General features: G+C 67.5%; 17 protein-coding genes. 10 read left to right on the plus strand and 7 right to left on the minus strand.

Annotated elements, in window-relative coordinates; translation table 11 throughout:
- Positions 1-2: 2 nt before the first annotated feature.
- Both amaB and hglS read right to left on the minus strand, forming a co-directional pair.
- Positions 3-1,544, minus strand: a complete 1,542-nt coding sequence (gene amaB / locus BR47_RS0116390) for an L-piperidine-6-carboxylate dehydrogenase (RefSeq protein WP_029105543.1) — start codon at positions 1,542-1,544, stop codon at positions 3-5.
- The gene (hglS, locus tag BR47_RS0116395; protein ID WP_020102848.1) at positions 1,541-2,740 is read right to left on the minus strand and encodes a 2-oxoadipate dioxygenase/decarboxylase; all 1,200 of its coding nucleotides are present in this window, start codon (positions 2,738-2,740) and stop codon (positions 1,541-1,543) included. Before hglS ends, amaB begins: the two co-directional genes overlap by 4 nt.
- Positions 2,741-2,767: 27 nt before the next feature.
- Between hglS and BR47_RS0116400 the strand changes: the two genes are divergently transcribed.
- Positions 2,768-3,229 (plus strand): Lrp/AsnC family transcriptional regulator, encoded by a 462-nt coding sequence (locus BR47_RS0116400; RefSeq protein WP_020102849.1) that lies wholly within the window; start codon positions 2,768-2,770, stop codon positions 3,227-3,229.
- 49 nt (positions 3,230-3,278) lie between these two features.
- Positions 3,279-4,610: an L-lysine 6-transaminase gene (gene lat / locus BR47_RS0116405; RefSeq protein WP_029120181.1), complete on the plus strand. Its 1,332-nt coding sequence runs from the start codon at positions 3,279-3,281 to the stop codon at positions 4,608-4,610.
- Here lat and BR47_RS0116410 read toward each other — a convergent pair.
- Entirely contained in the window at positions 4,596-5,141 is a 546-nt protein-coding gene (locus BR47_RS0116410) for a restriction endonuclease (protein WP_036421025.1), read from the minus strand. The two genes, lat and BR47_RS0116410, sit on opposite strands and share 15 nt — an antisense overlap.
- A 133-nt stretch (positions 5,142-5,274) precedes the next feature.
- Between BR47_RS0116410 and BR47_RS0116415 the strand changes: the two genes are divergently transcribed.
- The 4 genes from BR47_RS0116415 to BR47_RS0116430 all read left to right on the plus strand — a co-directional run bounded on the left by BR47_RS0116415 (position 5,275) and on the right by BR47_RS0116430 (position 6,855).
- A complete protein-coding gene (locus BR47_RS0116415) occupies positions 5,275-5,646 on the plus strand; it encodes a hypothetical protein (RefSeq protein WP_231506726.1) in 372 nt (123 codons plus the stop codon).
- A gap of 65 nt (positions 5,647-5,711) precedes the next feature.
- Entirely contained in the window at positions 5,712-6,143 is a 432-nt protein-coding gene (locus tag BR47_RS0116420; protein ID WP_020102853.1) for an SRPBCC family protein, read from the plus strand.
- An 11-nt stretch (positions 6,144-6,154) separates the two neighbouring features.
- Entirely contained in the window at positions 6,155-6,466 is a 312-nt protein-coding gene (locus BR47_RS0116425) for an ArsR/SmtB family transcription factor (RefSeq protein ID WP_036421090.1), read from the plus strand.
- Positions 6,467-6,504: 38 nt separating this feature from the next.
- Positions 6,505-6,855 (plus strand): hypothetical protein, encoded by a 351-nt coding sequence (locus BR47_RS0116430; protein WP_029120183.1) that lies wholly within the window; start codon positions 6,505-6,507, stop codon positions 6,853-6,855.
- Here BR47_RS0116430 and BR47_RS0116435 read toward each other — a convergent pair.
- Together BR47_RS0116435 and BR47_RS0116440 are read right to left on the minus strand one after the other, a co-directional pair.
- Complete coding sequence (locus BR47_RS0116435) at positions 6,852-7,169, minus strand: hypothetical protein (RefSeq protein ID WP_029120184.1); 318 nt, start codon at positions 7,167-7,169, stop codon at positions 6,852-6,854. The genes BR47_RS0116430 and BR47_RS0116435 overlap by 4 nt on opposite strands.
- A gap of 56 nt (positions 7,170-7,225) precedes the next feature.
- Positions 7,226-9,025, minus strand: a complete 1,800-nt coding sequence (locus tag BR47_RS0116440; RefSeq protein WP_020102857.1) for an acetyl/propionyl/methylcrotonyl-CoA carboxylase subunit alpha — start codon at positions 9,023-9,025, stop codon at positions 7,226-7,228.
- 180 nt (positions 9,026-9,205) lie between these two features.
- Here BR47_RS0116440 and BR47_RS0116445 point away from each other — a divergent pair, with 180 nt between their 5' ends.
- Entirely contained in the window at positions 9,206-9,937 is a 732-nt protein-coding gene (locus BR47_RS0116445) for an acyltransferase (RefSeq protein WP_231506727.1), read from the plus strand.
- 12 nt (positions 9,938-9,949) lie between these two features.
- Here BR47_RS0116445 and BR47_RS0116450 read toward each other — a convergent pair whose 3' ends face one another.
- On the minus strand, positions 9,950-10,369 hold the full coding sequence (locus BR47_RS0116450) for a SufE family protein (protein WP_029120186.1): 420 nt from the start codon (positions 10,367-10,369) through the stop codon (positions 9,950-9,952).
- The gene (locus BR47_RS0116455) at positions 10,366-11,256 is read right to left on the minus strand and encodes a sulfurtransferase (RefSeq protein ID WP_020102860.1); all 891 of its coding nucleotides are present in this window, start codon (positions 11,254-11,256) and stop codon (positions 10,366-10,368) included. The genes BR47_RS0116450 and BR47_RS0116455 overlap by 4 nt, the downstream gene beginning before the upstream one ends.
- 123 nt (positions 11,257-11,379) lie before the next feature.
- Here BR47_RS0116455 and BR47_RS0116460 point away from each other — a divergent pair, with 123 nt between their 5' ends.
- Genes BR47_RS0116460 through BR47_RS0116470 form a run of 3 tightly spaced genes read left to right on the plus strand, consistent with a single transcriptional unit; the run spans position 11,380 to position 14,474 of the window.
- Positions 11,380-12,723 (plus strand): nucleotide sugar dehydrogenase, encoded by a 1,344-nt coding sequence (locus BR47_RS0116460; protein ID WP_020102861.1) that lies wholly within the window; start codon positions 11,380-11,382, stop codon positions 12,721-12,723.
- Positions 12,716-13,696, plus strand: a complete 981-nt coding sequence (locus tag BR47_RS0116465) for an NAD-dependent epimerase/dehydratase family protein (RefSeq protein ID WP_029105546.1) — start codon at positions 12,716-12,718, stop codon at positions 13,694-13,696. Before BR47_RS0116460 ends, BR47_RS0116465 begins: the two co-directional genes overlap by 8 nt.
- 19 nt (positions 13,697-13,715) lie before the next feature.
- Positions 13,716-14,474 carry a DUF4333 domain-containing protein gene (locus tag BR47_RS0116470; RefSeq protein WP_029120187.1) on the plus strand — a complete coding sequence of 253 codons (759 nt, stop codon included), beginning with the start codon at positions 13,716-13,718 and terminating at the stop codon, positions 14,472-14,474.
- Positions 14,475-14,502: the final 28 nt, after the last annotated feature.

The raw sequence follows: 14,502 nt of genomic DNA on the forward strand, positions 1-14,502 counted from the left end.
CCTCAGCCGAATTGGACGCCTTGAGCCAGCGGCAGCTCGGATGAGTAGTTGACGGTGTTGGTGGCCCGGCGCATGTACGCCTTCCAGGAATCGGAGCCGGATTCGCGGCCGCCACCGGTCTGCTTCTCGCCGCCGAACGCGCCGCCGATCTCCGCGCCCGACGTGCCGATGTTGACGTTGGCGATGCCGCAGTCCGACCCGTCGGCGGCCATGAAGCGTTCGGCCTCCCGGATGTCGGTGGTGAAGATCGCCGACGAAAGGCCCTGCGGCACCGCGTTGTTCAGCGCGATGGCTTCATCGAGGGTGTCGTACGTCAGGACGTACAGGATTGGCGCGAACGTCTCCTGGTGCACGATGGCCGTCTGCCCGGGCATCCGCACCACCGCGGGCGTGACGTAGTACGAGCTGGGATGCAGCTGGACCCGCTCACCGCCGGTCACCTCGCCGCCTTCGGCCTGTGCCTGTTCCAGCGCGCCCACCATGTCGCGGTAGGACCGCTCGTGGATCAGTGGCCCGATCAACGTCCCCTCGGCAGCCGGGTCGCCGACAGGCAGGCTCTGATACGCGGTGACGATCCGCTGCACCAACGTGTCGACCACGCTGTGGTGCGCGATGACGCGGCGCAGCGTCGTGCACCGTTGCCCGGCCGTGCCGGCGGCGGCGAACACGATGCCGCGTACCGCGAGGTCGAGATCGGCCGACGGCGTCACGATGGTCGCGTTGTTGCCGCCGAGTTCCAGCAGCACCTTGCCGAACCGCTGGGCCACGCGCGGGCCGATCTCCTGGCCCATCCGCACCGATCCCGTCGCGCTCAGGAGTGCCACGCGGGGGTCGTCGACCAGCTGCTCGCCGATGTCGCGGCTGCCCAGCACCAATCGACCGACGTGCGCGGGGGCGCCGACATCAGCTGCGGCGCGCTCCAGCAGCGCCTGGCAGGCGACGGCGGTCAGCGGGGTGAGTTCGGAGGGCTTCCACACCACGGTGTCGCCACACACCAGCGCGATGGCGGCGTTCCAGGCCCAGACCGCGACGGGGAAGTTGAACGCGGTGATGACGCCGACGACTCCGAGCGGGTGCCAGTTCTCCATGAGCCGGTGTCCGGGCCGTTCGGAGGCGATGGTGCGCCCGTACAGCTGGCGCGACAGACCGACCGCGAACTGGCAGACGTCGATCATCTCCTGCACTTCGCCGAGCGCCTCGGAGGTGATCTTGCCGGCCTCGATGGTCACCAGCGTGCCCAGATCGGCCTTGTGCTCGACGAGCAGCTCACCCAGCCGGGCCACGAGCGCGCCGCGGACCGGCGCCGGCGTGGTGCGCCAGGTGGAAAAGGCCTGCGCCGCTTCGGCGATCGCTGTGTCGGTTTCCTCGGCGGTGCTCTCGGGCAGCGTGAAGAGCACCTCACCGGTGATGGGCGTGCTGGCGTGCAAGCCGTGGGCGCCGGGCTCGCCCAGTGTGACGTGGGCGCCGACGGCCTGCAGCGCGGTACGCACGCGGTCGCGGAGTTGATCGGCGGTGGGCAAGAGCTGATTCTGCACAGAAGTCATGATGCCGCTTTCTCGTAGAGGTCGTACGGGTCATGGATGTGATGGCTGATGGCGCCGGCCATCCAGTCGAGGCTGTAGTCGGTGTGGTCGTCGGCAGCTGCCGGCTCCGCATCCCGGTCGAGGTTGGACCGGAAGATGCCGGCGGCAGAGGCGGGGAGGAAATCCTCGTAGACAACGGGTTTCGTGGGATCGCCGCCGCGGTAGTAGGCCAGGCCCTGTGCCGCCATCTCGATGTCGGTGCCGGGGAAGTACCGGTCCCAGTGTTCCTGATCGGTCATCGCGGTGTCGTAGCGTTCCCGGCCGGCGCGGGTCAGCGCCACCCCGCGGGCCTCCACCTCGCCGAAGCGCACCCGCAGACTCCCGTCGAACACCGTGCCGTCAGGGTTGCGGAACGTGCGGGGCTCGGCCAGGGCCCGAAACGACGTCTGCCGCAACAGGACCGGCGGACCGTCGGTGGCCGGCGGTCCCTGGATCGCGTCGATCATGGTGATGCCGCGGGCCGTCATCCGTCGGTACAGCTCGTCGATGTCCAGTACGCGTGGCGTCAGGTGATTGATGTGGGTGGTGGCCACGCCGGCGATGTCCGCGGCGACGGCGGAGACCGCACTGAGCTCGTCGTACCAGGCCTTGTCGATCGGCGTGCGCGACAACGCGAAAGCGGCGGTGCACCGGTGCACGAAGTCCTCGGCATCACCGTCCGGGCAGCCGTCGGCGGCGATCCGGCGGGCCTGGGCGATCAGCGCCGGGTCGAACAGTTGGCGCTGCCCGAGGAACCGCTGCACCCGGTCGCGCAGGTCGGGGGAGAAGAAGCGGGCGTCCTCGGTGGCCAGCATCGAGGTGAACACCCGAAACGGGTTGCAGTCCAGCTCTTCCGCGTCGATGGGACGGAATGCGGTGGAGACCACGGGCACCGGTGAGGCGGCCTCGCGCAGGTTGTAGAACCCGACGGGGTACATGCCGAAGGCCGCGAAAAGGTCTGCGACGTCGGCGAGTTCGGCGGGGCTGCCGACTCTGATCGCGCCGTGGCGTTCGGCGGTGACGCGGTCGAGGGAACCGAGCCGGCCGTCGGTGGCGCAGTCGCGGTTCACGGCCGTGCTGACCTCGACCAGCGTCGTGTACGCCGGAACCTCGGTGCCGTACATGCGCGACAGGGCGGCGGCGAACGCGGCGCGCAGCTCCCAGGTCTGGACCGTCATGGCATGACCTGCGGGTAGTCTCCGGCCATGGCCGAAGCCGAGCAACTTGACGATGTCGACCGAATCCTGGTGCGGGAGCTGATGGCCGACGGCCGCGCGACGCTGGCGCACCTCGCGACGGCCGCGGGGCTGTCGGTGTCGGCGGTGCAGTCGCGCGTGCGCAGGCTCGAATCCCGCGGTGTGATCACGGGATACACGGCGCGGATCAACCCCGAGGCCGTCGGCCACATGTTGTCGGCGTTCGTCGCGATCACCCCACTCGATCCTTCCCAACCTGATGATGCCCCGGCGCGGCTGCAGCCTTTCCCCGAAATCGAGTCCTGCCATTCGGTGGCGGGCGAGGAGAGCTACGTCCTGCTGGTGCGGGTCGCCTCGGCGCGGGCGCTGGAAGGCCTGTTGCAGCGGATCCGCACGGTCGCCAACGTTCGCACGCGAAGCACCATCATCTTACAGACTTTTTACGATGATCACGTGTCGCTACCGGAATAGTTCCTGCTGTAGGTCGCGCAAGCTGTAAATATTGCGTTAGGATGGCGGCATGACCGCTGTTCTGACTTCTGGTGACGGGCTGTCGGCGGGCAGCGCCCGCGACGTTCGCGACGTGTTGGGGCGCAGCATCCTGACCGATGGTCTGGATCTCGTGCTCGATCTGGACCGGTCGGGTGGTTCGTATCTCGTCGACGCGCGTGACGGCACCCGGTACCTCGACATGTTCACGTTCTTCGCGTCGTCGGCGCTGGGGATGAACCATCCGGCTCTGACCGACGCGGCCTTCCGCGCCGAACTGGCGCAGGCGGCGGTGAACAAGCCGAGCAACTCCGACGTGTACAGCGTGCCGATGGCGCGCTTCGTGCAGACGTTCGCGCGTGTGCTCGGTGACCCGGCGCTGCCGCACCTGTTCTTCGTCGACGGCGGGGCGCTGGCGGTGGAGAACGCGTTGAAGGTCGCCTTCGACTGGAAGAGCCGGCTCAATGAGTCGCGCGGCATCGACCCGGCGCTGGGCACCCGGGTCCTGCACCTGCGTGGCGCGTTCCACGGTCGCAGTGGTTACACCATGTCGCTGACCAACACCGACCCCAACAAGGTCGCCCGGTTCCCGAAGTTCGACTGGCCGCGCATCGACGCGCCGGTGGTTTCTCCCGGCGTGGATATCGTTGCGCTGGAACGTGAATCGCTGCGCCAGGCCAGGGCGGCCTTCGAGGCGTACCCGCACGACATCGCCTGCTTCATCGCCGAGCCGATCCAGGGTGAGGGCGGTGACCGGCACATGCGTCCCGAGTTCTTCGCCGCGATGCGGGATTTGTGCGTCGAGTACGACGCGCTGCTGATCTTCGACGAGGTGCAGACGGGCGTCGGTATGACCGGAACCCCATGGACCTACCAGCAATTGGGCGTCACGCCGGATGTGGTGGCGTTCGGCAAGAAGGCCCAGGTGTGTGGCGTGATGGCCGGTGGCCGCGTCGACGACGTCGCGGACAACGTCTTTCGCGTCAGCTCGCGGATCAACTCCACCTGGGGTGGCAACCTCACCGACATGGTGCGGGCCCGCCGCATCCTCGAGGTCATCGAAGCCGACGGGCTGATCGACAACGCCGTGCGGATGGGCTGGTATCTGGTGGGCCAGTTGCGTTGCCTGGCAAGCGAATTCCCGTCACTGGTACTCAACCCGCGCGGGCGTGGGCTGATGTGTGCGTTCAGCATGCCGTCGGCCGCGCAGCGCGACGAGGTGATCAAGCGGCTGTGGCAGCACCATGTCATCCTGCTGGCCAGTGGCACCGACTCCGTGCGGTTCCGGCCGGCGCTGACAGTGTCGCGGACCGAGATCGATGAAGCCGTCCAGGCGGTGCGGGACGTGCTAGCGGCGCTCTAGTACCTGCTGCCGGATCAATCCGCGCAGCCGGGTCAGCTCGGTGCCGCTGACGAGGGTGCAGTCGTGCAGCTCCGCCAATTTCCTTGCGGCCGGGGTGAACTCGTTGTTGGTGACCACCATGGTGTGCGCGCAGTCCTGCATGGGTGCGCCGGCGACCACCTCCTGGACGGCGCCGGGGCCGACGGGCCGGGACAGTCGCTTGCATTGGATGGCAAGGCGATTGGGCCGCGTGCCGACGATCAGGTCGACGCCCCAGTCCCCGGACAGCTCCGTCATGATGACCGGGACGCCGCACGACCGGGCGATCCGGGCGATGTAGTCCTCGAATTCGGTGCCGGACATGTCGTGGACGGGGTCCTCGTGGCGGCTCGGGGTGCGCATTCCGGTGACGACGTGTGGAACGGCGGCGAGCAGCAGCGGCACGCCGACGGCCACGCCCAGTGCCGGTTCCCACGTCCAGCCGTGCAGATACGCCGCGCCACCCGAGGCCAGCCCGGCCGCGCCCAATAGTTTCATCCGCACGCCAGGCATCGTAGGGCCAGCCCCTGACAGGTCTTTACAGGATGACATCGATTTACTACCGTGCGTAGTAGAGGTGATCCGCATGACTGGTGACTCCAGGAATTGGCAACGTAACTTCGATTGGGCCGCAGGCTTTTTGGCCGTGGCGCTGCTGCTGCACGGCGCTGACCACATGCGGCGGGGGATGAACGTCGTCCCACCGGCGGTGATGGTGGGCGGCACTCTGCAGCTGATTCTTGCGGCCATCGCGATCGCGTTGGTGTTCAGGCGGAACCGGTGGGCGCCGCTCGCGGCCGTCGGGATCGGCTATGCCGGCGCGGTGGGATTCACTGCGGCGCATCTGCTTCCGAAATGGGGATTCTTCAGCGACAGTTTCATCAACGCGCCGCCGTGGGCGCGCGTGACGGCGTTCTCGTGGGTGACCGCGATTCTGGAGATCGCCGCCAATCTGGTGTTCGGCACCATCGGTCTGATGCTGTTGCGAGAGCGGCGCGCGACGCCAAGTGCAATCTGAGGGTTGCACTACGGGTGTATGTGTGCAACTGTGGAGTTGCACATAGCGCCACTCGAAGGGGAATCATGGACACGCTGGACATCACCCGCACCATCGACATCAACGCGCCGATCCAGCGGGTCTGGGATGCCCTGACGAAAGCCGAGCTCATCGCCCAATGGTTCGGTGACGCAGCCGAACTGGAGCCGATCCCCGGCGGCACCGGGTTCTTCGGCTGGAACGCCCACGGCAAGTTCCGCGTCGTCGTCGAAAGCGCCGAGGCGCCGCACACGCTGGTCTATCGGTGGGCGCATCGCGAGGCCGACGCCGACCCGACCCCGGAAAACTCCACGGTCGTCCGCTTCGACCTCACCGAGATCGATGGCGGCACCCGGCTAGATCTGCGTGAGACGGGTTTCGAGAACCTGGCCGACCCGCAGACCGCGTACTCCGAGAACAGCGGCGGCTGGACGGCCGAGTTGGACGACCTGGTGGCGTACCTGCAGGCGTCGGTGTGACCGACACCCATATGCCGGCGGTGCTGGCGGTGCTCGCCGACGAGACGCGGTGGCGCATCCTGACCGAGCTGGGCGCCGACGATCTGTCGGCGAGCGCCCTGGCCGGCCGGTTGCCCGTGAGTCGGCAGGCCATCGCCAAGCATCTGTCGGTGCTGGCCGACGCGGGGCTGGTCGAGCCCGTCAAAGTGGGCCGGGAGATTCGCTACCGGGCGCTCGGTGCCAAGCTCAGCGCCCTGGGCAACGAGCTGGAAACCCTTGGCAGACAATGGGATCGGCGTCTCGCCGCGATCAAACGGATCGCCGAGGGCGGGCTGGCGCCCTAGCGTCCACCAGGCGCATACTGGGGTTGGCGGTGATAACGATGCTCAGCCCGACAACCGATCGCTTTCGCGACGACGATCCCAGCGTGCATCAGGCCGCGCGATTCGCTCTGGTGATGGGGAGCCTCGGCGTCGGTTTCATGGTCCTGGCGGCAGTCTGGGTCCGGCACTGCCACGGTTACGACACCGCCGCCTGCACCATGCCGTATCGAACTGTCCTGGCGCTGGCCGGCCCGCTGTTCCTGTTCGGTAGCGGGGTATGGGCTTTCGTCCGGACCTATCGGACCTGGCGCGGTGACCAGGTCTGGTGGGCCTGGCAGGGCGCCGGCTGGTTCCTGTTACTGCTGATGTCCATCGTGTTGACGATGAGCCTGCCGGTGCTGCTGTTCTAGCCCAGCATCGCGGCCGCGAAGCGGCGCACGGACTCGACGCCCGTCGCGGCGGCTTCGTCGAACCCGGCGCGGGTCCGTACGGCAATCTCCCGCGTGGCGGGGTCCAAAGTGATCTCGGCGAGCAACTCGCCGGTCGTCGGCTCACAGACCGCCCACGAGTACAACGTGTCGGATTCCCATTGCGCCGTACGGGTTTCGACGTGATCGGGGGAGTGCTCACCCAAATCCGCCAGCGACGGCCGGTCATCCATCCGGTCGTCGGCACGCAGGGCGCGCAGATACCAGGCTCCGGCGTTGATCTCGATGGGTTCCATGATGAAAAAAATCCGCCGGGTGACCAGAGAACTGGCCACCCGGCGGACAGAAAGAACTAGTCCTTCAGCTCCGCGATGACGGTGCCCTGCGTGATGGCGGCGCCGGCTTCGACCGACAGGCCGGTCACGGTGCCGTCCTTGTGCGCGGTCACCGGGTTCTCCATCTTCATGGCCTCCAGTACCACGATCAGATCACCCGCGGAGACCTGCTGGCCCTCCTCGACGGCGACCTTCACGACGGTGCCCTGCATCGGCGCGGTGACCGAGTCACCCGAGGCGGCCTTGCCGCCGGCAGCGCCACGCTTGCGCGGCTTCGGCTTCTTCTTGATGACACCGGTGGCTGCGCCACCGCCGCCACCGCCGATGGCCAGGTCGCCGGGCAGCGACACCTCGACGCGACGGCCACCGACCTCGACGACGACCTTCTGCCGCGGCGCGGCGTCTTCGTCGTCCAGTGCCTCGCCGCCGGTGAACGGCTCGACCGTGTTGTTCCACTCGGTCTCGATCCAGCGGGTGTGCACGTCGAACTTGTCGCCGTCACCGATGAAGGCCGGGTCGGAGACCACAGCGCGGTGGAACGGGATGACCGTGGCCAGACCCTCGACGTTGAACTCCGCCAGCGCGCGACGCGAGCGGGCCAGGGCCTCTTCGCGGGTGGCGCCGGTGACGATCAGCTTGGCCAGCATCGAGTCGAACTGACCACCGATGACCGAACCGGTCTCGACACCCGAGTCCATGCGGACACCGGGGCCGGTCGGCGCCTCGAACTTGGAGACGGGGCCGGGGGCCGGCAGGAAGCCGCGGCCGGCGTCCTCGCCGTTGATGCGGAACTCGAACGAGTGGCCGCGCGGGGTCGGGTCCTCGGTGATGTCCAGGGCCTCGCCGTTGGCGATCTTGAACTGCTGCAGCACCAGGTCGATGCCCGAGGTCTCCTCGGTGACCGGGTGTTCCACCTGCAGACGGGTGTTGACCTCGAGGAACGAGATCAGGCCGTCCTGGCCGACCAGGTACTCGACGGTGCCCGCACCGTAGTAGCCGGCTTCCTTGCAGATGCGCTTGGCCGACTCATGGATTTCCTTGCGCTGCGCGTCGGACAGGAACGGCGCGGGGGCCTCCTCGACGAGCTTCTGGAAGCGGCGCTGCAGCGAGCAGTCGCGGGTACCGGCGACGACGACGTTGCCGTGCGTGTCGGCGATGACCTGGGCCTCGACGTGGCGCGGCTTGTCCAGGTAGCGCTCGACGAAGCACTCGCCACGGCCGAAGGCCGCGACGGCCTCACGGGTGGCCGAGTCGAACAGCTCGGGGATCTCTTCGATGGTGCGGGCGACCTTCATGCCGCGGCCACCACCGCCGAAGGCGGCCTTGATGGCGATCGGGAGGCCGTGCTCCTTGGCGAAGGCCAGGATCTCGTCGGCGTCCTTCACCGGGTCCGGGGTGCCCGGCACCAGCGGCGCGTTGGCCTTGGCGGCGATGTGGCGCGCGGTGACCTTGTCACCCAGGTCGCGGATGGACTGCGGGCTCGGCCCGATCCAGATCAGCCCGGCATCGAGGACGGCCTGGGCGAAGTCGGCGTTCTCCGACAGGAAGCCGTAGCCCGGGTGGATCGCGTTGGCGCCCGACTTGGCAGCGGCGTCGAGGATCTTGTCGAAGACGAGGTAGGACTCGGCCGAGGTCTGCCCGCCCAGGGCGAAGGCCTCGTCGGCAAGCCGCACGTGCGGCGCATCGGCGTCCGGCTCGGCGTAAACGGCGACGCTGGCCAGTCCGGCGTCCTTGGCAGCCCGGATGACCCGGACGGCAATCTCTCCACGGTTGGCGACTAGCACCTTGGAGATCTTGGAACTGGCGTGGTTGGCCACAGTGCCTCCTGACGGCGGTTCTCTAAGAAATGTCTTTAAGAATGTATCGCGTGCAGTGTAAGGCCTAACCGGCGGATCCCCACTTCGGGATACGCGGGCGCCGGGACGTTTTCTTAGAGATTGCCCAAGCGACCCGCTTGACCCGCGCTTTCTCACCGAACATCTGCTTGGGTGATACTGATGCCGCACCGGACCCGCCGGGGAGCCACGAGTAAGGGGACACCGTTGTTCGTCGAGCCGCAGGCCTCAGACCCCGAATTGATCGCGCGCAAGCGAGCGGTCAACCCGAACGTCCGCATCCCACCGAAGATGCAATGGGTCACCGACGAGGACGGCAACATCCTCAAGCACGAGCTGCCCGGCGAGACCCTCTGGCACCGCATCCGGGACACCTACGCCGCGCTGTTCTACAGCTCGGTCGTCACGCACATCCCGTTCCACTTCATCCGGCTGGGCTACCTCCGGCTGTTCGGCGCGACGATCGGCAAGGACACCGCGATCAACCGCGGCACGAGCGTCTGGTCGATTCCGTACCTGGTGATCGGTGACCGGGTGTCCATCGGCTTCCGCTGCCTGCTGGACGCGCGCGCGGGCATCGCGATCGGCAACGACGTCGTCATCGCCAGCGACACGCACATCATCGCCGGCGGGCACGACATCAACCACCCGAACTTCGTGCCGGCGCCCAACCCGCCGGACCCCATCGTGATCGACGACCACGTGTGGATCGCGACGCGCGCCATGATCCTGCCGTGCCTGCTCGGCCGCGGCGCCGTGGTGGCCGCACACACCGTCGTGAACAAAGAGGTGCCGCCGTTCGGCATCGTCGGCGGCGTGCCCGGCAAGATCATCGGGCAGCGCAACCCGGACGCGCTGCACTACAGCGGCAAGTTCAAGCTGCCGTTCTTCTGAGCCGTACCCGAGTTACGCGGCGTCGCGCAGGCGGCGCTTGATGCGCGTCAGCATCGCCGACATGCCGCGCAGCCGCAGGGGGCTGATCAGCTTGGCCAGGCCAAGGTCCGCGTAGAAATCGTCGGGCACCGCGAGGATGTCGGACGCCGGCAGACCATCGAGGCCGGCCGCGAGGATGGCCGCGAAACCGCGCGTCGTCGGGGCCTCGGCCGGTGCGCTGAAGTACAGCCGCACATGCTCGGGGTCGCCGGCGTCGACGTGCAGGAACAACGGCGACTGACACTCCGGTACCGGCTCCATGGCGGCTTCTTCGAGCGTCGCCGGCAGCGGCGGGAGTTCATTGGCGAACTCCAGCAGCAGCGCCAGCTTGTCCTGTCCCTGGACGTCGGCGAAATCCGACACCACCTCGGCCAGGGCCGCGGGGACGGTCATGCCGGCGCCGGCCCCGGTTCCTCGCCAACAGCGACGGGCACCCGCACCGCGTTGCCCCACTCGGTCCACGAACCGTCGTAGTTGCGGACGGCGGGCAGACCGATCAGGTGCGTCAGCACGAACCAGGTGTGGCTGGAGCGCTCGCCGATGCGGCAGTAGGCGACGGCCTTGTCGTCGGGGGAGATGAAGCCGTACAGCTCATCGAGTTCGGCGCGGCTGCGGAACCGTCCACTGTCGTCGACGGCCTTTGCCCACGGGATGGACCGCGCGGTGGGGATGTGGCCGCCGCGCAGCGCACCCTCCTCCGGGTAGTCGGGCATGTGGGTGCGCTCGCCGGTGTACTCCTGCGGCGAGCGGACGTCGATGAGCGGCTCTTTGCCGAGGATCGCGAGGACGTCGTCCTTGAAGGCGCGGATCGGGGCGTCGTTGCGCTCGACCACCGGGTACCCCGTGGTCTGCTTGCTCGGGACGTCCAGCGTGGTGTCGCGGCCGTTGGTGATCCACAGGTCGCGGCCACCGTCGAGGAGGCGGACATCCGGGTGCCCGAAGAGCGTGAACACCCACAGCGCGTAGGCGGCCCACCAGTTGCTCTTGTCGCCGTAGATCACCACGGTGTCGTCGCGGCTGATGCCCTTGCGATCCATCAGCGCGGCGAACTGCGCGCCGTCGATGTAATCGCGGACATGCGGGTCATTGAGGTCGGTATGCCAGTCGATCTTGACGGCGCCGGGGATGTGGCCGGTGTCGTATAGCAGGACGTCTTCGTCGGATTCGACGATGGCCAAACCAGGGCGTCCGATGTTGCCTGACAGCCAGTCGGCGGTCACCAGGCGATCGGGATGCGCATAGGTGGCGAAAGCGGGATGTGGGTCTGCGGGCAGCGGCACACTGTGAGCGTACCTAGGCCCGAAATGCGCCGCCGACCCGTAAGGTCGAAACTTGTTTGCGCGACAACCGCTGCGGTATGACATCAGCCGTCTCCCACAGGGCTGACCGGAGGGATTGAGGATTTGCCAGAGAAATACGACGTCGGAATCATCGGCCTGGGATATGTGGGGCTGACGCTGGCCACCGTGCTGGCCGAGGCCGGCAACTCCGTCATCGGAATCGAGACCCGCCAGGAATTGGTCGATATGACCAATCAGGGTTTGCCGCATTTCACGGAGACCGGACTGCCCGACGCCCTCGAGGGCGTCACCCGATTCGGGAAACTGAAGGCCGTCACCGCCTTTGACGACAGCTTCTCGTGCGACACGTACATCATCACCGTCGGCACCCCGCTGTCGGCGGACGGTGTCGCACGCGTCGACATGATCGAGGCCGCGGCCCGTGACATCGCCGGGAACATGCAGGACGGCGCGCTGGTCATCCTGCGGTCGACGGTCAAGGTCGGCACCACCCGCGACGTGGTGGCGCCGATGCTGGCCGCCAGCGGCAAGAGCTTCGACATCGCGATGTGCCCCGAGCGCACCCTGGAAGGCAAGGCGCTGCAGGAATTGCGTGAGCTGCCGCAGATCGTCGGTGCTGACGACCCGGCGGTCGCCGACCGGGCCGCCGCGGTATTCCGGAAACTCACCAGCTCGATCGTGCTGGTCTCCGATATCGAGACCGCCGAGATCATCAAATTGGTGAGCAACACGTTCCGCGATGTTCAATTCGCGTTTGCCAACGAAGTTGCCCGGATTTGCGACGCATTCGGTGTCAGCGCCTATGAGGTGATCTCGGCGGGCAAACTCGGATACAACCGCACCAATATCCCGTTGCCGGGTCTGGTGGGTGGTCCGTGCCTGGAGAAGGACCCGCACATCCTGATGGAGAGCGTGCGCGAACGCGGCGTCACGCTGGACATCACCGCCGCCGGCCGTCTGGTCAACGAGCGTCAGCCGGCCGAGACGGTGCGCTTCATCACCAGCGAGATCGCACGCCGGAAGCTGGGCGCCGACGGGCCGCTGAAGATCAACCTGCTGGGCATGGCGTTCAAGGGCCAGCCCGAGACCAGCGACCTGCGCGGGTCGATGTCCATCAAGGTGTTCAACGAGCTGAAGGCCGCGCACCCGGATGCCGAGATCGGCGTCTACGACCCCGTCACGCCGAATGATGTTCTGGCCGAAGCGTTCCCGGGGCACAAGGTGTACAACCGGTTCGGTGACGCGGTGAGCGGTGCGGACGTTGTCGTCCTCGGCAACAACCACCCGTCGCTGGGCACCATCTCGCCGCGCACCATCAGCGAGTTCATCAGCCCCGACGGTTTCGTCTTCGACTACTGGAACCACTACAGCCACCTGCCGGCCACCGAGCTGGGCGACAGCTACTTCGCCGTGGGCCGCAGCGGAAAGGTCGTCGAGCGTGTCTAAGAAGGTCGTGGTCACCGGTGGTGGCGGGTTCATCGGCGCCTACCTGGTCAAGCGGCTGGTGCGGGACGGCTGGCAGGTCGCGGTCGTGGACTCCATGGTCCGCGGCGATGCCAGCCGATTCGCCGAAGTCGCTTCGGACGTCGAGCTTTTCACGTGTGACGTCCGCGATCAGGACGCCCTCGAGAAGGCGTTCGCCGGCGCCGAGGTCGTCATGCACCTGGCCGCCATCAACGGCACCGAGAACTTCTACAAGCAACCGGAACTGGTCCTCGACGTCGGCCTGCGCGGCGCGCTCGCGGTGACCAACGCCGGCCGCGCGGCGGGGGTGCCCGACCTCATCGTCGCCTCCACCGCCGAGGTCTACCAGACGCCCGCGATCATCCCCACGCCCGAGACCATCCCGCTGATGCTGCCGGACAGCCTCAACCCGCGGTACTCCTACGGCGGCGGCAAGATCGTCAGTGAGTTGATCGCCTTCAACTACGGGCAGGACCACTACCGGCAGGTGCAGGTCTTCCGGCCGCACAACGTGTTCGGGCCGAACATGGGGTGGAAGCACGTGGAGCCGCAGTTCATCCTGCGGGCGCTGGGCTGTCAGGAGGCGGGTAACCCGACCTTCCCGATCCAGGGTGACGGCAGCGAGACGCGCTCGTTCTGCTACGTCGACGACATCGTCCAGGGCATCTTGACGATGTACGAAAAGGGCGGCCACCGCGAGGTTTACCACATCGGCAGCGATGAGGAACTCAGCGTCCGCGAGCTGGCCGAGCGGATCGGCCGGGCCGTCGGGGTCGAGCTCGAGATCAAGCCCGGCGAGTTGCAGGCCGGCGGCACACCGCGCCGGTGCCCGGACATCTCGAAGATGCGGGCGCTGGGCTGGTCGCCGCAGGTGGCCCTCGACGACGGCCTGGCGCGCACCGTGGCGTGGTACCGCGAGCACCGAAATGACGTGCCCGCAAACGACCTGATGTAGCCCGGGCACAATAGCGGGTATGAGGGCGCGCATCCTGGCACTGGTCGTCATCGCTGGGCTGCTGCTGACGGGGCTCGCGGCGCTGGTCTACAGCCTCACGCGCCCCGAACCCGAAGCCGTCCAGGCCAAGCCGTCGGCGCAGTTGCCGATGGTCGACAAGGCGTCGCTGGAGCGCGCGATCCACGACGCCTTCACGAGCCAGCCGCCGCAGGCGGTGATCTGCGAACGCGGCCTCATCGCCAAGGTCGGGCAGAGCACGCGGTGCGACGTCACGATGTCACCGGCCTACGGCATCCAGCCGACCATCACGGTGTCCGGCGTCGAGGGCGGCAAGGTCAGCTATTCGATGACCCCGGCGGTCTCCAAGACGCAGTTGGAAGCGGCTGTGGCGGACATGGTGACCCGCACCCGCAAGGCGGCCCCGGACTCGGTGACGTGCTTGTCGGGACTGGAGGGCAAGCAAGGCGCGGTGGCGTTGTGCGACATCACCGATGACGGGTTCACCAGCCGGCGCACCGCGCTGGTGAGCGAAGTGTCCGGCCTCGCAATGAATTACGGCCTGACACCCGTGCTGGAGAAGTCGGTGGCCGAGAGTTCCCTTGCCTCGCAGCTGGGCCAGAGCCCGAGCACCGTCACGTGCGCCGGGGATGTGGACAGCAAGGTCGGGGCGACGCAGCGGTGCACCGCGGTCGTCGGCGGTCAGAACCGGGCCTACACCCTGACGGTCACCGACGTCGCCGACGGCAAGGTGTCGTTCAGCTACAAGCCGGCCAACTGATCAGACCCATCCGCCAACCGGTTGGCTC

The organism is Mycobacterium sp. UNC410CL29Cvi84, assembly GCF_000686745.1.
Lineage (GTDB): Bacteria > Actinomycetota > Actinomycetes > Mycobacteriales > Mycobacteriaceae > Mycobacterium > Mycobacterium mucogenicum_B.